Raw genomic sequence first — 17,344 nt, 5'->3', positions numbered from 1 at the left:
ATCGTTGGGAATAGGCGAGGGGACTACCGGTACGTCAGGATGTGATGGTTGGTGATCTCCACCCAAAGTCGCTTGGAAGTTTTGGTTTGGCTTTCGCGCCACTCGTGCTCGATCAGGCTAAGTGCCTGGGCCACACGCTTCGATGTCATCACTGCGTTGCAGGAACACATCAGGAGGTCCAGCTTTTGGAAGCGGTCCTCAGTTTTCCCAAACCGCTTCGTAAGCTGCTTCATGTCGGCATCGACGGCGACAAGGACAGCCTCATTCTCAATTGCGGTTTGGCAGACGACAGGGTCTTTCGTGCCGTCTGCGAGCGCTTCTCGGTGGTAAATCACCGGGAAACCTGCATCCGATAAAACCTTGCCAACAGAATCGGGGACGCTTGCATCCAAGAAAAATCGCAAAGGTTTCTTCGGTGCTTTCAAGCGGCATCCACGTAATTGATGGCCGCGATGACGTCGTTGCGATCCAGGGTGGGGTACTCCTTCAGGATTTCATCGATGCTGTAGCCGGCATCCGAAAATGCCTTAACAGCAGACACGGGGATACGCGTGCCAGAAATCGTGGCGGCCGCTCCAGTCCCGCGCTTGCGTTCAATCTTGCCGACCGAGCTTTCGTCGCGCCGGCGCATGGCATCCACAGCGCTCTGCAGTTCGCCGGTGACGACTTTCAACGGGATTTGTAGAATGCCCTGTCCAGAAACAATTTCTTCCTTAGATTTCGTCTCTGGATTGTCGAAGATGACCTTTTTGTTGAGCACATAAAGCGTAGTCTTTGCCCATGCGTCATCACCCAAATGGGCCAGTTTCTTCTTAACTTCTCGAAGGTGCTGGAGTGAAACACTCGATTCGTTCCGAAGCGCGTTGAGCACTTTCAAGCACGCCAAATCGCGGAACGAGTATAGCCTGGCGTACGGGCGGCTACGGTCTTCATAGGCCAAGCTGGGGACAAAGAACTTCGTACGGTCCCATGTGCGCAGCTGGCGCACAGTGACACCGGTAAGACGTTCCACCTGCTCTTCGGTAAACGCGGCAATAACGTTCTTTGTCGTTTTGTCGTTCATGACAACAACACTATCACCCCAACTGACTCCCATCTATTAAGAAATATTGGCGGGTAGTCACATTCCGTTGTGCGCAATCCAAGCTGCGCAACACAAGACAGCGGCGCTTTTCAGAGAGTCGGTGCTACATCCTGTGGCTGTTAACCTATGCGAATTGATCCCTAACATTGTTCTTGTTTCGTTCTCATTTTACCGCCGTGCTTAGCCCAATTCAAGCGCTCAGGGGAGCAAGAGCATGACCTATTCTCACGTCGGCAAACTACCGGAAATCAACGACACAGAACGGGTGTAGGCGGGCCATGGCGATCATCCATCAAATCCGTCGCAAGTATGCAACCAAGGCCGAGGAGACAGTAGCGGATCTCCTCTACGGCACTGGCGTAAAGACCGAAGAGGAGATGGAGACCGTCATCAAACGAAAAGCAGCCGAGATCTCGATAGCAATGGCTATTTTGCACGGTGGAGAGTGGGGCGTGCAGATTGATCATCAGAGGGGCTATGTGATGGTTGGTCGCCGCCCTTCGGAAGGTAAAAGGTGACGAGCCCCCACAATGGGTCAAGCGCTTCTTCTGGAAGCCCATCAATCCGGCGGAGCAGCTTCTTCACCTCTGCTTCGCCGACTGCTTTTGATGGTGCCGGCTCATTCGGTACCGGTGAGCCGATACCCAGGTAAAGCCATTCGAGCGAGACATTGAACATCTCGGCATATTCACGAGCATCAGAGACGGTGAAACCGTTGCGACCCTGTTCGTGAGCTTTGTAGACGTTCTCGTTTATCTTCCCGTCGGACGCGTTCACCACGCCCTTCGGTCCCGACAGACCGGCGGTCTCACGTGCTGCTTTAAGGCGTTTCGCGCGCTCTTCTCTCTCAAACTTCTCTTGGTCACTTGCCATGGTATAAAAAATACCCGAGAGAAGGGTACAAGTAATATCCTTTGCGCTTGACATGATAGGGTATGATTTGAACCTTATAAGGTATGAACCATACCGAGATCGCAGCGCGCCAACGCGGTTCTCTGGTGATCGATCGGTACGAACCGAGGTTCAATGGCCATCGCATTGGTGGATACGCACAGGAGCGGGCATGGCCGCGCACCGGAGCGTCAACCTACTACGGCGAGGCGATCCCGCCGACCGAGGTTCCGGTCCCCATCATCAATGCCTCTTACGAGGCTGCCTTCCTCGAGCTGACGAACCCGAGCAGCCTTTTGCCCGTCGTCACCGCGATCGAGGGGCTGCTCTGGGCGTTCCTAACGCCGATCTGGCCAGGAGCGCTGGTGGTGTGATGGTCAACCCGCTCTACGCGCGCCTGCAAACCACGGCACGGCGCCTAATTGCCAAGTTCGGCCAGGAAGGTGCTGTGAAACGCCTGACGCCTCCGGACAACGTCTACGGCGGCGAGCCCACCGTGACGTCACACCCGGCAACGCTAGTCCCGATGGCCTACGAGGCCCGCTACATCGACGGCACCACGATCAAGACCGGCGACATGCAGATCTACATCTCGTCAGTCGGGCTGGCGATCGAGCCGACCGTCGGCGACGTGGTGACCGCCAACGGTACCGACTACGCCATAGCGAATAGCGACCCGAACAAGTACGACGGCGTGACCGCTGTCGTCTTCATTGTACAAGGAAGGAATGATTGACAACTCAATCGGGACGCTCGGACCTATTGCTCTCCGTGCTCTTACAAAATGAACTTTTCCAAGTTTTGAAAGCATCCGGTGTGACGAGTTTTTCGATGTAAGCGTCGCGAAACCCGAGGCAATCGTAAGCCGATAGTTTTCCCAGTATGAGGCGATCATTCGATTTGACGGATTTGGTGATGATGTTACTGCCTTCAATCGCAGCGACGGGCGAATAACCATTCGGAATCTCGGCTATAGGCGAAGGTGCAAAATCACCAACGCTGGGACCAAAACCACTGCCCAGGCCGCGGCCAGAGCCACCGAAGCCACCGAAGCCACCACCAACGCCACTGCCCAGGCCGCCGCCAGGGCCACCAAAGCCACCGAAGCCACCAAAGCCACCACCAAGACCGCCAGATGGTAATCCGGTGGTATTTGGGTAAGGGAGAACAGCGGCAGCGGAAGGAATCCGCCCGCCCTGCGCCCACGGCCTCATAACTTCGTCTGCGATCTCAACTCCTGAATATTTCTTCAGGGTACGAAGTGCGAACAGACGGGCTTCCACATAGGAAACATCTTCAGCGGGATCGTCCGCACCACCTTTCTCGCCGCCCAAGATACTAAGGCTCAGTTCGATCATCTTTATATCGAGATCGCGGCCAGCATTGATGAACGTGAAATAGGAACCAATAACACCGCCGATCAGTGTCAGCGCACCACCGGCTATTACGGGTACAATGGGTGTCCAGATCGAACGACGTCCATCTTGGGTGTCTTCGCTCATGTGTGGCCTCTGTATTTGGCTCTTACTCTACTGAAATTCTAACATTCGTGAATAGCGCTGAAGGCCTCGACGCTCTGATGTCCAAATAGGTCGGCGCTTGTAACAAATTTACGGTCACGAACCTGGATCGCTACGGCTCATGAACCTCCATACACTGCATCTCACCTACGAGCCAAAGCTCGCCGCGGCTTTCCGCGAGGCAATAGACGAGATACGCGCGTCCATCGTCCTAGCGCGCGTCATCGAACGGCTCGAGCGCGGCGACATCAGCGGAGCAATCGAGGCCATGCAGATCGAGCCCGAGGCTTTCTCGGCTCTCGAAATCGCCTTGCAGGAAGCCTTCAATGCCGGGGGCACGAATGCAGTCGCCGAGCTCCCGAAGGTAGCAGACCCGCAAGGCAACCGCGTCATCTGGCGCTTCGGGGTCCGCAACCCGGCCGCCGAGGCGATTTTGCGCGAATTGTCGTCGACGATGGTCACACACATCACGGACGATCAGCGGCAGGGCATCCGCCAGGCGCTGGAAGCAGGCCTTGCCCGGGGCGCGAGCCCTCGCTCGACGGCGCTCGACGTTGTCGGCCGCGTCAATCGGGTGGGCAAGCAGCGCGAGGGCGGCGTCATCGGTCTGACGCGCCACCAGATCGCGTTCATCGAGCGGGCGCGCGTCAATCTTGCTTCCGGTGATCCGAAGCTGATGGGCGAGTACTTCGAGCTCAAGACCCGTGACAAGCGCTTCGACCGCACCATTGCAGCCGCCATGCGGGAGGGTAAGCCGATAACCGGCGACGACCTCGCGAGGATCATCGGTCGGCTGCGCGACAAAAACCTGCTTCTCCGTGGTGAGATGCTGGCGCGCACCGAAACCGTGATTGCGCTCGGCTCTGCTCGTGACGAAGCGATCCGCCAGCAGATCGAAGGCGGGAAGGTCCAGGCGCAGGACGTGACGAAGACGTGGCGAAACGCAGGCGACAAGCGCGTCCGTCATACGCACCGTGTCTTGAACGGCACATCGATCGGCATCGACGAGGTGTTTCAGAGCCCGTCCGGAGCGCTACTCCGGTATCCGGGCGACCCACGCGCCCCGGTCAGCGAGATTTCCGGCTGCCGTTGCCGGTTGGAATACAAGATCGACCACATCGGCGCCGTCGTCCGCCGTTTCCGTGCCGAGGCTGTCTGATATGGCGAAGCTCTCGTTCAGTGCCACCGTTGCCGCGTTCGCAGAGAAGATCCCGGGCGCCGTCGAAGCCGTCTTCAAGGAATCCGTGCACGACGTCACCGAGGAGATGCTGAAGCCGACGGGCGCCGGTGGGCGCATGCGGGTGGATACGGGCTTCCTACGGGCCTCTGCGCTCGCTTCGACAACGGCGATGCCGACGATCAAAAGCCAGTTTGGCCCCGTTGCCGGTCAAACCTACGCGTTCGACGTCGGCCAGATCGAGGCCGTTATTCTCGGCGCCGACGTCAACGACACCATCTATGTCGGCTTCACCGCCGGCAACGCGGTTCACCGGGAGTTCGGGGCAAACGGTCAGTCGCCGGACGCGTTCGTCCGCAGCGCGGCCCAGCGGTGGCAGGGCATCGTCAATCAGAAGGCGTCGGAGTTGAAGCGTCGTCTGGGGCTTTAATTGCCCGGTTCTCGTCCGATCCGCTGTCCTGTGCGGCTAGGTGGCCCATCTGAAGCAGCAGGATGGCGCGACGCGCGGCTTTCAGGGCGGTGTCGCCCCTCACGGTCTCTCCATCCTCCCGGCCCAAGGCGAGGTAGGCGGCGTGCAGGCGTTCGTAGACCTGATCGTCGGAGAGCTTATCGGCCATCGCCGGGAAGGATTACACGAATGCCGACAGGTGTGGAAGCGAACATCTTCAAGGCGCTGATTGACCGACTGGTGTCGCTGACCTTCACGCCGGCCCAGCCAATCGCCGCGCCGTTTGTCACGTTCCCGCCGGCGGGGCAGACGAAGCCGAAGGATTACCTCGAGGTGGTGTTTCTGCCGAGCCCGACAAGAACACGCACCGTCGGGCCTGGTCGCCAGCAGCACCGCGGCATCATGCAAGTCAACGTCCACTACAGCAGCGGTACCGGCATCATCGTGCCGTTGCAGCGCGCCGACCAGATCGTCGCCCATTTTCCGAAAGACCTGATCCTCTACGAGAGCGGCGTGAAGGTGAAGGTCAACCGCAAAACCTATGCAATCCCGCTCCCGCCAGCCAACGGCTCGTTGATGGTCCCGGTGACCATTCAATACGAAACCTTCGCAGCCTAAAGGAAACCTCCCATGACGATCACGACGGCCACTGGGGCCCGCTATTTCATCGGCGGGACCACCGCCATTCCGTATGCAAGCGGCGATGCAGCCGCAATCGCAGCCTTTGAGGCCCTGACTTGGGTTGAGATCAAGGAAGTTGAGGACGGCGGCGAGATCGGCGACGAATCCGCCGACGTAACTTTCCAGTCGTTGTCTGACGGCCGTGTTCGCCACCTGAAGGGTGCGCGGGACGCCGGCACTCTTGCTCTCGTCGTCGGAGACGATCCGCTCGACTCCGGCCAGCAGGCGCTTCGCGACGCGGAGAAGACGAAGTTCCAATACAATATCAAGGTCGAATACGAGGACGCTCCGGACGCGACCTATTCCAATAGCGTCGACTACTTCCGTGGTCTCGTGATGTCGGCTCGAAAGCAGGTCGGCGCAGGCGACAACGTGCTTCGCCGCACCTTTAACATCGGGATCAATACCGAGATCCTCACCGTCGAGCCGGCCGTCATCTAAGGAGCACTCATGTCCGATCTTGCCAAGTTCGACAAGGAAATCGCCTTTGACTTCGAGCAGGCGTTCCCGCTCGAAATCCTTCACCCGATCACAGGCGACAAGACCGGCCTTGTAATTGAAATCGTCTCCTACCGATCGGAACGAGTGAAGCGGGTGCAGCGGCGCCTGGCGAACTCCGCCATCCGCGAGAACAAGAAGAACCCGAAGAAGGTCGGTACGGTAGAGGAGGTCGAGGAGCGCACGAATGAAATCGTCGCGGCTTCGATCGTCTCTTGGAACATGACCAGGGACAAAACACCGGTCGAGTGCACTCCCGAGAGCGTCATGCAGATCATCTCGGATCCTCGGTACTTCTTCATCGCCGAGCAGGTGGATAAGGCCGCCGACGAGGACGCGAATTTTACGAAGCGGTCGCAGAGGACTTAATCGCCTTTGCGGCTGCGCATTTCGCGCCTCGGCGCAAGAATGATGCCCCGCCCGAAGAACTCGTCTTCGGGCTTCATATCTGGGATTGGTTCGTCGAACTGCACAACAGCCGGCAGTCCGGCTTTGCTGCCAACCCCATCAGCTTCGGTGAGATAGAGTCCTTCTGTCGCCTCACCGGAGCGGCCATCAATCCCTGGGAACTCTCCGTGATCCGTCGCATGGATCAGGTGACCCTCTCCATCATCAACAGGACCGGCAAGCCCGACACTGTCGACCGTCAGACGACGGCGGCCGATGTGGCGGAAGCGAAGCTTCGGATACGCGGGGCGGCAAGAAATCGCCGCGTGGTTAAGCGGTCGTCAGAGACCTAGCCACCAAAATGTGCCTCTTTCGTAGCAGTCACTGTCACGCTTGCTGCCACACTCCGCCTTAAGACGGTATCCATTGCCCTTCATGCATTCGTCGAGCGCGGAATTATACGCGTCACCGCCAAACTTGCCGTCCTGAATTGGATTCTGCTCGCATGCCGCAAAGTTCGTGTACCGGTCTCCGCCACCGGCCACTACCTGTGGAGAGGCCGCGAGCGCGGTACCCGTCGACGAGGCGACCATCAGCAACATCAATATGGAACGCATCACATCCTCGTTTTGGTTGTAGATCTGCGGCCCTGTATACTCTGGTTGGTGAAGAATGACTGAACTCGCTTCCTTAGGCATCGAGGCCAAAACGACCGGCGTTGACCAGGCCACCAGCAAGCTCGACAAACTTACCGGTGCAGCCAAGCGTGTCGGCGCCGCCGTCGAGAGTATTCAAGGTCGATATCGAAGGAGCGGAACCCTACGTCATGAGAGGCGCCGAGCGCATCCTTACGACGCAGTCCCCCATCGTCATGTCGGAGGTTCATCCTGGCCAGCTTCAGGCTGTCTCGCAGACAGATTAGCGCGGTTACTTCGACCTAATGAAGAGTGTCGGCTACACCCCGTTCTTCTTCCGAGGCGGGGAGCTTGCTGAAGAGGTCGGCCGCTTGGACGACGGCAATGTTTACAACGTCGCCTTCATCAAGAAGCAGTAATCCTAAAGAACTGAAATGTTTATGGAACCCCGCCTTAGCCGACGGGGTTTTCTTATGTGGGCAACTATTAGGAGCGACCAATGACCGACAAAGAGAAAACCGCTCTCGCCATGCTGTCTTCCGGCTCATCGTTCAAGGAGGCGTCTGACCTCACGGGCATCAGCGTTGATCATTTGATGGAACTCTGGCGCGAGACTCACAAAACCGCAGCTTGAGGCACGCTACAAGCTTGAGTTACAAAGCCGTCCGCCCTACAAGCGGGCGTCTGTGAATTCGAACGCTCAGACGGAAGGCCCTAGATCCTCCTCGTGGGATCTGGGGTCTTTTTCATAAACCTGGTGAGGACGCCTGATGGAAGACCGCGGCCTGATCACAAAGTGCGAAATCGAGCTTTCTAGCCGAAGGCTCTCAGGAGCATTTTTTTGAACCACCCACCTTGAGGCTTGGGCATCGGTTTCCGGCAGGCGAAGATGTTGAATTGGCCAGGCACGCCGTCCTGCAGAGCCATTTCGGCTTCGGTCAGCAAGCCGCCTTGTTTGCCTTCGGGTGTCATGTCGTACGTATTTTGACCCGCGAAGGTGATTGTTTCCAACCCCTCAGCGAATGCCAGTTCTTTGGCCTGAGCAGTCGTGTAGTGACGATGGTGGAAGTGGTTGCCAGTCGCGGACAGAGGAAGCAGGTCCTCATTCGGCGTCGAGTATATGAGGATACCACCCGGCTTCAGGGCGGAAGACAATGCGGCAAAGAAGTTCGCCCCATCTGGAACATGTTCGACGGATTCCAGTGAGACGATAAAGTCGAAAGCTTCGCGAGGGAGTTCAAACGGCCAGTAAGCATGGGCGAAATGGACCCGCGGGCCGCCAAAGTGATCTGTGGCGAAGTCGACCGCTTCCTTCGAGCCGTCCAATGCCAAGACTTGACGCTGTTTTCCTAAGAGCCAGGCGCCATAGCCGTTGCCGCAGAACGCGTCTAATCCAAATCCACCTGGGGGGATCAGCCTGTCGGCCCACTCGTAGCGAAAGCGATGGTCAGCACGGACGTCTTCGTAGCTTCCGGCAATCTGCCGCTCACCCGAATGGAAGGAAAGATCATGTGCCACCAGAACGTGCTCCGTCTCAATAATTGTTGTCTCATTAAATCGGGATATTCAGACAAGCAAGCATTCCTTCCGACACCTCTCGAAGGGCCTTGGGACATCCTGATCTCTTCGACTCCGAGGACAGCACGATGAGCGTCATCACCGATCAGCAGGTTCGCGATGCCTCGAAGGGCAAAGTGAACGAGAGCAACCTCATAAGCAGATTGCAGTGCCGCCGATGAAGATAAGCGCGGCTCCCGGCCAAGAAGGCAATCCAGCGATCCAGTCATGCAGGCGGCCACGTGCGGCGGCTTGTTCGGCGGGCAGGTTTCGACCCTTATCGATGTCACGCAGGAAGCTCTCAGCCAAGGGCCTTCTGGTTAGCCAGAACAGCCCCGCTATCGCTACGACCGCGCCCAAAGCATCCATCGACGTTCCCCTCTGTGCTCCCGCGTCACCGCGACGGGATATCTGTAAGGCTGCCAGCGTGACGGTCGCTCCACGTGACTAATGTACACCGGCCTTCTGCAGCTGTTTCGCCACGACAAGCCCCCAGATGGCAACCGAGAAGGCTGTCACCCAGAGCCCTCCTATCAACGCAGCATGGCATTTGCCCAATTTGGTGGCGAAGTAGCGCCGGTACCTGATTAGGCCCCACGGGTCGTCGCAGACACGTTTCGATGCCGGATCCCACGCGACATTCAGGATTAACGCGGCACCAAAGAGAATTCGACCGATCAAAGCGAGCGTTTCTGGGTGCATTTTGTCATTCCTGATGCTTGAGCAGTGCACACAATCAGATCGCGGACAAGTTGTCGAGACGACGAGATTCCCCTCAGTAATCCACAAGGACATCGCCATGAAATACCGCCTACCGCTGGAATGGCTCCAGCCGGTGAAGATGTCGCGCATTTGAGCGCGGTCCGCTTTTTCCCAACAACAAGGTGAACCACATGGCTCGGGAAACTCTTCCCGTCGCTCTCGAACTCATGTTCGGGGATGAGGGCGGCTATTCTAATCGTGCTTCCGATCGCGGCGGCCCGACGAAGTACGGAATCACGCATACGACGATCGTGGCGCACCGCGGCGTCTCATCGGTCACTGCCGACCAGGTCAAAGGCCTGACCAAGATGGAGGCCGAGGACATTTATCGGCGCTCCTACTGGGGCCAGAGCGGTGGCGACCTCCTTCCACCTGGGCTCGACTACGCCGCCTTTGACTTCGGCGTGAACTCCGGGCCCGCACGCGCGGTGAAGACGCTGCAGAAGGTCGTCGGCGCCCGAGAGGATGGCCATGTCGGCGAGCAGACGCTTGCGGCGGTCCGCCGGTATCCGGGTGGCGTCGGCGCTGTGATCCGCGAACACTGCGCGGCCCGCATGGCCTATCTGCGGTCGTTGACCAATCCCCAGACGGGGTTCCCGGTGAACGGGCGTGGCTGGACGATCCGTGTCATCGGCAAGGATCCGAAGAAGCAGTGGGCCGACCAGCCGGGCGTGATCGGCAATGCGCTGCGCCTGGCCGCCAATGCCAGCGGGTCGGACGTCGAGAAGACACAGACGCCGCCGGAAGCAGGCGCCAAGGCAGACAGCCGCGACACCGGACTCGGCGAGGTGCTGAAGAAACCGGAAGCATGGGGGCCGCTTGGTGGCCTTCTGTCAGCCGGCGGTGCCCTATTTGCCGGCAATGGCCCGGTGCAGTGGCTCTGGCCGCTGCGCTCGTCGCAGGCATCGGCGTCGGGCTGTACTACTTCATCCGGCGCGTTCGCGAGGCTGGGTGATGTTCAGCCGTATCTCTCTGGCCGCTGGCGCTGCTGCCGGCGGCCTCGTCGTCTTCCTCGCCATGCAGGCGGCCAACGCCGTCTGGCTGCTGCCCGAGGCGCGAGACGAGGGCAGGGCCGCCGAGCGCGCCGAAGCCCAAGCAGCCACCACGAAAGCAATCGGAGAACTGACCAATGCAGCGGATCGCGCTCGCGTTAATCGTCGCCTGTGCCGTGAGCGGGGCTGGGTGTACCTCAACGGCTCGGGTCAATGCGTCGAAAGAGCAACTCAACCTGACGGCTAGGTCGGTCGTCGGGACGTCGCTTATCGGCGCGCGCGGCGCGACGCCGGCAGACCAGGACAAGATTGATGACACAGTCGCGGGCCTATGCGGCGCCCGCGTCTGGACGAAAGAAGAGTGCAGCGCTCACGACGCTGCGCAGTGATCATCAGAATTGCATACGAGGGGCACAATTTTGACCGGCAGGATCGACGATATGGAACCCGACCTTCGCGCGCGAGTGGTTGCATTGGAACAGGAGGCTTCGGACACGGAGCGGCGGCTCTCCGGTATGGAGCAATGGCGCCAGCAGTCCGACCTGACCGACGCCCGGAAGGACGAGCAGTGGAAAAACTTGCTGGAGAAGTTTGGCTTGATGGATCGCAAGATCGACACCGTCGACACGAGCCTGAACAAGAAAATGGACGAACTCGGCGGCAACATCCGTTGGCTGGGCAAGATCGTGATAGGCGCGGCTCTAAGCGCCATGGTCGCTGGCGTGGTTGCCTTCATGATGAAGGGCGGGTTTCACGTCCCGTAGAGCGTTGACAGGATGCAGCTTTTGGTTGATTTACCGCTATCAAGTTAGTGAGGAGAAGCTGCGTGAGGGACGCAATGAAGAAGGCGATATCAACCGGCGGCATCGCTGCCTTGCTTGCCCCCGCGCTGGTGACTCAGGTTTTCGCGAGCTCGGAGCCTGGCCTTGACCCAACTTGCGCAGTCGTCAACGAGACGTACGCGGCCACTCGTTCATCGGCGTCGTATTCTGCAAAGGTCTTTGGGATAGAGAACGGCAAGGAGACCTTCAGCCACGAGTATCGCGTGACAGAGAATATGGAGTTTGAACGATATGCAGACGGGTTCCTGCGGCAGGGAGCTCGGAAAGCAACCGCTCCGCTATCCTATTCTTCAGGCCCCAGATTTTCGTCGTGCAAACTAGTTGACGGCGGGACCTCTTCAGCTTCAGGCCCGAGCGACACGCACTACACTGCGAAATGGGCGGTGGTTCCGTACACGGCAGACGTCTCGATTTGGCTGACCGCCGATGGAAAAAGAGTGGAGAAAGTGAAGCTGCGCTACCATAGCAGCTACATGCGACCGCAACCTTACCCAGAGGTTGTCGAAGTCTTCTCCTACGACAATCCGTGATTGCCGACGCTGGGTGCGCGAGAAAAATGAAGCTTAAACGGTCCGTCTGGCTGTCAATTCTTGCGTACTGTGCCTTCGCTTACATGGTGTTTGGCGACATCGGCGAGCCTATTGGTTTTGCAACCATGTGGTCCGATCGTCTCGGAACGGCGTACTGGAGAGTACTAGTCGCCAGCAGTTTCACGATAGCTGCGGTGGTTTTCTTGATCGCATCCAGAATGGGGCTCAATCTACCTTACAGAATTCTAATCTTTGCAGTGACCGGCGTGTATATGTCGGTGCTGTCCGTGGGAATGTACGTTGATCGTCTAAGGCATGAGAAGATCGATGCGTTCAATGCTGACGTTTTCTTCGAGAACTCCTTCCTCCGTTCGATACAAGAAGCACCGGTTGAATGGCAGTATTTCCTCCATGCTGCGGCGCTGAAGAACTGCACTCCGTATGCATGGAGTTATCGTCTTATGGATTTTTATGAACTGAAGCCAAATGTCGCGATCAACGTGCTTCCGGCGGAGTGGTTGGAGCGTTGCAACATACGGCGCGACTTTTGAGATCTTCATTTTGACCAGAAGTTAGTGCCGCGTAGTTTCGGGCGCCAGTCGCGAATTGCTCAATGCGATCCCGGCCGAGACGCCGGCGGCGGCGCTGAGGCGAAAGGGTGCGGTGTTCGCTCGACCCTTGTTGGTTGCTGACGTCGAGTACCGCGCTTGGACGCAGGACGGAAAGCTGCGCCACGCGTCCTACAAGGGGCTGCGATCGGCACAAGGTTAAAGCGGCAATCTTATGGTTGCAGGAGTATGCCAAAAGATACCACACCCGCGTCACTGCGTGATCTTGGTCTAGGTGTCTAGAACATGGAGGGAACAATGTACTTGATGCTCGACCATGATAATTTTCTTCAAAGCCGGAAGGCCTTAATGGTGACCTCCGCTACCGTTCTCCTGCTTCACAACTTAGATATCAAGGGAAGTGTCGTAGAGTTATCCGGTCTGACTTTGAATCTCGATAGGGGCGTCCTCGTAGGGTTCACCAGTCTGTTCCTTTTATATTTTTTTGCTGTTTTCATTATACGGGGACTCGAATACTCGCAGTCATTCGGATTAGCGAACGCAGAACGTGAAGCAAACAAGGCAAATCAGTCGTCGCCCGCCGGTAGGGCGCTATCCTGGGGAGAGGTTCTTCGGCACACATTCCGAACTGGTTTTAGATCGTCACCAGTTGAGGTGTGGCAAGCCGAGCATCGATTTCGTGACAATCTTCTTTATCGATACCGACTTTTTGTTGCCATGTTGATTGACGTGGGCGTACCGATAATTTTCGCGGTCTTGACAATCTCTGTGACAGGTTCCTTTGGAGCGGCGGGCGCATTTTTGGATCTCCTTTGAGCCCACCTGCTGTCCGGTAGGTCGGTGGATACGGTGCCAGATGGAGCACCAAAGAGGTGTGACGACGAGACGTTTATGGTCTATGAACGCGACCGGTGAAGACGCAAAACCGTTTACATCGACCTCGGATTATTCAATGAAAAGCGGGGCGGTGATTGTAAACCGTTTCGCTGCACTGCCTGGAAACCCTCAGTTCGCTTTCTGCCTTCTAAGCAGGTTGTCGCAGGTTCGAATCCTGCAGGGGTCGCCAACGATTTCATATGCTTATGCTGAATTCTTCATGTGCCACTGGATGGCGCTTTAGGCTTTTATGTAGCCATTCAGAGTTGCACGTGATGTTGTTGGCAGCCGCAGAATGACGGCATCGCTCGGAACTAGCTGACTAATGCACCTTCGACTTGCGGGTGTTGGTGTCTGCGGCCTGTTCGAGCATGCGGTCCCGGGCGTCCAATGCGAACCAGTGGTTATGGGCCAGTTCGATCAGTGCGCTGGCCACCTCACGCTCCGCCCATCCGGCCGCTACAGCGTAATCGGCGATGGTCTTAAAGACATCCTCGATGGCGGTCTGGCAGTCGAGATCTCTGTCCGAGTACGAACCCGGTCGCTTCGGTGACAAGAATCTCGGATGTTTCGCCATAGTGAATGACCTCTCGCTTGCGAGAGTAGAGCGCGCCAACCTATCCTCAAGCTTTCGCTAAAACGTTTGCGACCGCTGCGGGTCCATTAGTGCCTGCGTTTCCAGCGTCCACGTGCTTTTCAGCCGTGCAGCGGATTTTGGCCGAACTCGGCATCGCCCGACTTGGGGCCCTGTCTCATGGCGCATCGCCGGAGCGCTTTCAGTTCTCCTTAACCGAGACGCCGTCCTCACCGATCTTGATCTCGACGCCAGGCTTGGTTTCCTCCTGGTAGACGTAAATGCCGAGACCGACAACGGCGACGGCGAGAAGGGCGATCACGAGGTACAGACTGTTTCGGTTCATGCAGAGCGTTCCTTTGCTTGGTGTACTCGAACCTCTACCTAGGTTAGGCCGCGCGAAAGGCAACGCATTGGTTCTTGCCGAGCTATCGGCAAAACGCGTTGCCATGAGCATCCGTTTCAAGGCGCGCGCAATTCTCGGCCAATTTGATGGGGACGCCGGGTGATGATTGCGCGATCGTCCGGCTCGACACTCACCGTGCGTGGCGGTCAGATGAAAAAAAAACGGGCCGGCGGATGGTTTCCGACCGGCCCGTTCCGGCAAAAGGCGGAAAGGGGAACGTCTCAGCGCGGGGCTGCAGCGCCGCGCGTAGGGAGATCGATACTTAGTGATAATGCCCGAACGCCATTGCGGGAATTGACATTTTCCGCTCGAAATTTGACATTTACCGCATGCCTTCTGACGGACGTCCACAGCCTGTGATCGAAGTATCCGTCGTCATCCTGCCGGAGTCGTCGATCATGTCGCTCGCCTCGGTGCTGGATCCGATGCGGGCGGCCAACCGCATCTCGGGTCGCGAGGTGTTTCGATGGCGGTTGCTTTCGGCCGATGGCGCGCCGGTGACGCTGACCTGCGGCGTGCCGATCGCGGTCGACGGTTTGCTCGGGCAACCGCTTGCCGGCGATGCGCTGCTGGTGATCGGCGGCTTCAATCTCGATCGCCACGCGGGCAGGAAATTCATCGGAGCGCTGCAGGAGTGCTCGCGGCACTTCGATATTGTCGCCGGTATCGAATCGGGCTGCTGGCTGCTTGGTCGCAGCGGTCTGTTGAACGGGCGCAAGGCGACGGCCCATTGGGAGGAGCTTGAAGATTTTAGCCAGGCTTTTCCCGCGTTGACGGTGCTCGGCGACCGTTTCGTCATTGACGGAAAATTCTGGACCTCCGGGGGCGCCTCGCCGACGTTCGATATGATGCTGCATTGGATCACGCAACGGCTGGGGTCGGCCTTGGCGCTCGATGTCGCCAGCATCTTCGTTTACGACCAGACGCATAATGCTGCCGACGTGCAACCCTATGTCTCGCTCGGCCGGATCGAGACGCGCGATCCGGAACTTGCCGAAGCAATCCGCCTGATGGAACGCACGCTCGAACGTCCCTTGACCATCGCGGCACTGACAAAACGGTTGTCGATCTCGCAGCGCAAGCTGGAATTGCTCTTTACCAGAGGGCTCTCGACCAGCCCCGGCGCGTACTACCTTCGCCTCCGGCTTCAGGTTGCGCACCGGTTGGTGCGCGATTCGGGCAGCCCGATCCGCGAGATTGCGCTGCGCTGCGGCTTTGACAGTTTGTCCGCCTTCTCGCGGGCCTATAGTCGTGAATACGGCATGAGCCCGCTGAAGATGCGATTGGCGCGACGAGCAGCGGTGGCGTGAGTGTCTGAAACGAGCGATTTCGAAGGGCATGGCCGGAAACCGTAAGTCCATTGACAATCTCAGGTCGCATGTCAGGAATTCCCGCAATATTTGCGGGAGAGAATCGGAATGTTTCACTGGTCGCCAATCAGGCTTCGCGAAGGCAGCATCGTCGAGCCCGGCAATTTCGGCCGCATGATCCGGCGATACAGACGTGATCAGTTTGGCGACGGCTGGCGGATGGCCCGCGAACTGCTGTTCGAACAAGCCCGTCAGGACTTCGCCGCGAGCGCGCCGTCACGGCTGAATGCCTGTTTCATGTGCCCGACATACGAGGAGGCCATGCGATATCAGGCAGCGTACGACCCGCACCTTCTGCAGGTCCTTCACGAAGTGGAAGTCGTCGAACTGGGCGCGCCGGAGCATGCCGGGGCGCTAAGCCTGTTGAATGAGAACGAGGCGACGTCCTTCCTTGATTCGTTTCAACGTCAGGCTCGCGCCTACTGGGAAGGCCGCGGAGAGGGGGATCGTGAAGTGCTTACGGCATCGCCAATCCGGGTTGTCAGGACGTTTTGAAGACGCGCGGGACCGCAGCGCCGCGCGGTTGCGACGTAGCCCAACTGGCAACCACAGATCGTCGTCACAGCGATGGCCAATGCCCTTCCATCAGTGGACGGTCTGTGGCGGCTCGTCGGTAAAGGTATGGATTCCGTCACGTTGGACGGTTGCGATGAATTCCTCGAAAGCTTCTCGATCGGTCGGGAAGGGCTCTTCCCACGTGGTGGAAAAGCCTTCTTCATCAACCACTTCGAGAATCCAATCACGGTTGGTGCCTAAGGGGCGATAAATCCGCAATTCGACGACGACACCATCGTCACTGAACCGGCCGGAAAACTCCGAAAACTCGTAGGTCTGCTCTTCATCCGTCATTTCAAAAGTGTAACACGCTTTGTTGGACGACGTCTCAGGTTGTTCAGGATAAGGTGGCTCTGGGCGCACTGTTTGGGTCTCGTAAGACCGACTGCACGCCGCGGCCTGAACTTCGTGGTCGCGGCGCCAAAGATCGGCGACATCGGTTCGTGGATCCGCGGGCGCGCCACGTCACCTTACTCCTGAGTGCCGCCGCCAACATCACAGATGTGGGCGCCGGCCTCGAGAGTGTGGAAGCCGCGGAGTTTCCAAGTGCCCGAAAGCGCTTGCCAGGTTCTCGCTTCGAATCGTCGATCGAGAACCATCCCCGCCCTACGCCGTCGCCCTATCGGCAACGAGCCTCGTACCGCCGTCCATAGCGATCACGATAGACGCAGTAGCCTTCGCGCTCCTGGGAACGGCCGATCAGATTTCCGATAACGCCGCCCGCCACGGCCCCGATCGCCGCGCCTCCCCAACTGTCGCTGACGGCGCCGCCGATGATTGCACCGGTTCCGGCCCCGATCGCGGTCCCTTTTTCCGTCTGCGTGCAGGACGCAAGCGTACCAATCAGTCCAAGCGCAATGACAAACTTTCTCATGCTTTCACCCCTTTGCCCGATTTCCGTCTGAGGATTTCACCACGTTGCAACTACGGCATGAGCCTCCAGCATCTACGCAACATGCGAAAATGTCGAGTGCGTTGTCCGACGACGTC

27 protein-coding genes and 1 pseudogene are annotated in these 17,344 nt (G+C 58.3%); 17 read left to right on the top strand and 11 right to left on the bottom strand.

Annotation, left to right across the window (positions count from 1 at the left end):
* Positions 1-23 precede the first annotated feature (23 nt).
* From VGO04_RS12575 to VGO04_RS12565, 3 genes are all read right to left on the bottom strand, one after another.
* The gene (locus VGO04_RS12575; protein ID WP_327496288.1) at positions 24-425 is read right to left on the bottom strand and encodes a DUF5615 family PIN-like protein; all 402 of its coding nucleotides are present in this window, start codon (positions 423-425) and stop codon (positions 24-26) included.
* A complete protein-coding gene (locus tag VGO04_RS12570) occupies positions 422-1,063 on the bottom strand; it encodes a DUF433 domain-containing protein (RefSeq protein WP_327496287.1) in 642 nt (213 codons plus the stop codon). Before VGO04_RS12570 ends, VGO04_RS12575 begins: the two co-directional genes overlap by 4 nt.
* Positions 1,064-1,510: 447 nt before the next feature.
* The gene (locus VGO04_RS12565; protein WP_327496286.1) at positions 1,511-2,011 is read right to left on the bottom strand and encodes a hypothetical protein; all 501 of its coding nucleotides are present in this window, start codon (positions 2,009-2,011) and stop codon (positions 1,511-1,513) included.
* A gap of 47 nt (positions 2,012-2,058) precedes the next feature.
* On the opposite strand from VGO04_RS12565, the pseudogene VGO04_RS12560 reads away from it, so the two are divergent.
* Together VGO04_RS12560 and VGO04_RS12555 are read left to right on the top strand one after the other, a co-directional pair.
* Positions 2,059-2,349 (top strand): annotated as a pseudogene (locus VGO04_RS12560) (DnaT-like ssDNA-binding protein); the annotation flags it as partial.
* Entirely contained in the window at positions 2,349-2,711 is a 363-nt protein-coding gene (locus VGO04_RS12555) for a hypothetical protein (RefSeq protein ID WP_327496285.1), read from the top strand. The pseudogene VGO04_RS12560 and the gene VGO04_RS12555, both read left to right, overlap by 1 nt.
* Positions 2,712-2,715: 4 nt before the next feature.
* Here the strand turns inward: VGO04_RS12555 and VGO04_RS12550 are convergent, their stop codons facing one another.
* Positions 2,716-3,477: a hypothetical protein gene (locus tag VGO04_RS12550; RefSeq protein WP_327496284.1), complete on the bottom strand. Its 762-nt coding sequence runs from the start codon at positions 3,475-3,477 to the stop codon at positions 2,716-2,718.
* Between the two features lie 139 nt (positions 3,478-3,616).
* Here VGO04_RS12550 and VGO04_RS12545 point away from each other — a divergent pair, with 139 nt between their 5' ends.
* The 7 genes from VGO04_RS12545 to VGO04_RS12520 all read left to right on the top strand — a co-directional run bounded on the left by VGO04_RS12545 (position 3,617) and on the right by VGO04_RS12520 (position 7,955).
* Positions 3,617-4,654 (top strand): phage minor head protein, encoded by a 1,038-nt coding sequence (locus tag VGO04_RS12545; RefSeq protein WP_327496283.1) that lies wholly within the window; start codon positions 3,617-3,619, stop codon positions 4,652-4,654.
* Position 4,655: 1 nt separating this feature from the next.
* Positions 4,656-5,102 carry an HK97 gp10 family phage protein gene (locus VGO04_RS12540; protein ID WP_327496282.1) on the top strand — a complete coding sequence of 149 codons (447 nt, stop codon included), beginning with the start codon at positions 4,656-4,658 and terminating at the stop codon, positions 5,100-5,102.
* A gap of 207 nt (positions 5,103-5,309) precedes the next feature.
* Entirely contained in the window at positions 5,310-5,738 is a 429-nt protein-coding gene (locus tag VGO04_RS12535) for a phage tail terminator-like protein (RefSeq protein ID WP_327496281.1), read from the top strand.
* Between the two features lie 12 nt (positions 5,739-5,750).
* Complete coding sequence (locus VGO04_RS12530) at positions 5,751-6,242, top strand: phage tail tube protein (RefSeq protein WP_327496280.1); 492 nt, start codon at positions 5,751-5,753, stop codon at positions 6,240-6,242.
* A 9-nt stretch (positions 6,243-6,251) separates the two neighbouring features.
* Positions 6,252-6,668: a hypothetical protein gene (locus tag VGO04_RS12525; protein WP_327496279.1), complete on the top strand. Its 417-nt coding sequence runs from the start codon at positions 6,252-6,254 to the stop codon at positions 6,666-6,668.
* The gene (locus VGO04_RS33030) at positions 6,668-7,039 is read left to right on the top strand and encodes a phage tail assembly chaperone (protein WP_422653419.1); all 372 of its coding nucleotides are present in this window, start codon (positions 6,668-6,670) and stop codon (positions 7,037-7,039) included. The genes VGO04_RS12525 and VGO04_RS33030 overlap by 1 nt, the downstream gene beginning before the upstream one ends.
* Positions 7,040-7,820: 781 nt before the next feature.
* Positions 7,821-7,955 (top strand): hypothetical protein, encoded by a 135-nt coding sequence (locus VGO04_RS12520; RefSeq protein WP_327496278.1) that lies wholly within the window; start codon positions 7,821-7,823, stop codon positions 7,953-7,955.
* A 179-nt stretch (positions 7,956-8,134) separates the two neighbouring features.
* Here VGO04_RS12520 and VGO04_RS12515 read toward each other — a convergent pair whose 3' ends face one another.
* From VGO04_RS12515 to VGO04_RS12505, 3 genes are all read right to left on the bottom strand, one after another.
* Positions 8,135-8,839, bottom strand: a complete 705-nt coding sequence (locus VGO04_RS12515; RefSeq protein WP_327496277.1) for a class I SAM-dependent methyltransferase — start codon at positions 8,837-8,839, stop codon at positions 8,135-8,137.
* Between the two features lie 192 nt (positions 8,840-9,031).
* The gene (locus tag VGO04_RS12510) at positions 9,032-9,247 is read right to left on the bottom strand and encodes a hypothetical protein (protein WP_327496276.1); all 216 of its coding nucleotides are present in this window, start codon (positions 9,245-9,247) and stop codon (positions 9,032-9,034) included.
* A 78-nt stretch (positions 9,248-9,325) separates the two neighbouring features.
* Positions 9,326-9,730, bottom strand: coding sequence for a hypothetical protein (locus VGO04_RS12505; protein ID WP_327496275.1), 405 nt, complete (start codon positions 9,728-9,730; stop codon positions 9,326-9,328).
* Between the two features lie 41 nt (positions 9,731-9,771).
* Between VGO04_RS12505 and VGO04_RS12500 the strand changes: the two genes are divergently transcribed.
* The 6 genes from VGO04_RS12500 (at position 9,772) to VGO04_RS12475 (ending at position 12,775) form a co-directional block, all read left to right on the top strand.
* Positions 9,772-10,794 carry a glycoside hydrolase family 108 protein gene (locus tag VGO04_RS12500; RefSeq protein WP_327496274.1) on the top strand — a complete coding sequence of 341 codons (1,023 nt, stop codon included), beginning with the start codon at positions 9,772-9,774 and terminating at the stop codon, positions 10,792-10,794.
* Entirely contained in the window at positions 10,770-11,021 is a 252-nt protein-coding gene (locus VGO04_RS12495; RefSeq protein WP_327496273.1) for a hypothetical protein, read from the top strand. Before VGO04_RS12500 ends, VGO04_RS12495 begins: the two co-directional genes overlap by 25 nt.
* 51 nt (positions 11,022-11,072) lie before the next feature.
* Positions 11,073-11,396, top strand: a complete 324-nt coding sequence (locus tag VGO04_RS12490) for a hypothetical protein (protein WP_327496272.1) — start codon at positions 11,073-11,075, stop codon at positions 11,394-11,396.
* A gap of 74 nt (positions 11,397-11,470) precedes the next feature.
* Positions 11,471-12,004 carry a hypothetical protein gene (locus tag VGO04_RS12485; RefSeq protein ID WP_327496271.1) on the top strand — a complete coding sequence of 178 codons (534 nt, stop codon included), beginning with the start codon at positions 11,471-11,473 and terminating at the stop codon, positions 12,002-12,004.
* A 26-nt stretch (positions 12,005-12,030) separates the two neighbouring features.
* Entirely contained in the window at positions 12,031-12,555 is a 525-nt protein-coding gene (locus tag VGO04_RS12480) for a hypothetical protein (RefSeq protein WP_327496270.1), read from the top strand.
* A 55-nt stretch (positions 12,556-12,610) separates the two neighbouring features.
* Positions 12,611-12,775 carry a hypothetical protein gene (locus VGO04_RS12475; protein ID WP_327496269.1) on the top strand — a complete coding sequence of 55 codons (165 nt, stop codon included), beginning with the start codon at positions 12,611-12,613 and terminating at the stop codon, positions 12,773-12,775.
* A 996-nt stretch (positions 12,776-13,771) separates the two neighbouring features.
* On the opposite strand, the gene VGO04_RS12470 is transcribed toward VGO04_RS12475, so the two are convergent.
* Together VGO04_RS12470 and VGO04_RS12465 are read right to left on the bottom strand one after the other, a co-directional pair.
* Positions 13,772-14,026: a hypothetical protein gene (locus VGO04_RS12470; RefSeq protein ID WP_327496268.1), complete on the bottom strand. Its 255-nt coding sequence runs from the start codon at positions 14,024-14,026 to the stop codon at positions 13,772-13,774.
* 199 nt (positions 14,027-14,225) lie between these two features.
* On the bottom strand, positions 14,226-14,369 hold the full coding sequence (locus tag VGO04_RS12465; RefSeq protein ID WP_327496267.1) for a hypothetical protein: 144 nt from the start codon (positions 14,367-14,369) through the stop codon (positions 14,226-14,228).
* 389 nt (positions 14,370-14,758) lie between these two features.
* Between VGO04_RS12465 and VGO04_RS12460 the strand changes: the two genes are divergently transcribed.
* Positions 14,759-15,739 carry a GlxA family transcriptional regulator gene (locus VGO04_RS12460; RefSeq protein WP_327496266.1) on the top strand — a complete coding sequence of 327 codons (981 nt, stop codon included), beginning with the start codon at positions 14,759-14,761 and terminating at the stop codon, positions 15,737-15,739.
* 108 nt (positions 15,740-15,847) lie between these two features.
* Complete coding sequence (locus VGO04_RS12455) at positions 15,848-16,294, top strand: DUF2441 domain-containing protein (RefSeq protein WP_327496265.1); 447 nt, start codon at positions 15,848-15,850, stop codon at positions 16,292-16,294.
* Positions 16,295-16,384: 90 nt separating this feature from the next.
* Here VGO04_RS12455 and VGO04_RS12450 read toward each other — a convergent pair whose 3' ends face one another.
* Entirely contained in the window at positions 16,385-16,648 is a 264-nt protein-coding gene (locus VGO04_RS12450; protein WP_327496264.1) for a hypothetical protein, read from the bottom strand.
* Between the two features lie 325 nt (positions 16,649-16,973).
* Positions 16,974-17,228 (bottom strand): YMGG-like glycine zipper-containing protein, encoded by a 255-nt coding sequence (locus VGO04_RS12445; RefSeq protein WP_327496263.1) that lies wholly within the window; start codon positions 17,226-17,228, stop codon positions 16,974-16,976.
* Between the last annotated feature and the right edge of the window lie 116 nt (positions 17,229-17,344).

Source organism: Ensifer sp. (assembly GCF_035999185.1).
GTDB lineage: Bacteria > Pseudomonadota > Alphaproteobacteria > Rhizobiales > Rhizobiaceae > Ensifer.
This window is presented reverse-complemented; position numbering and strand designations above follow the sequence as displayed.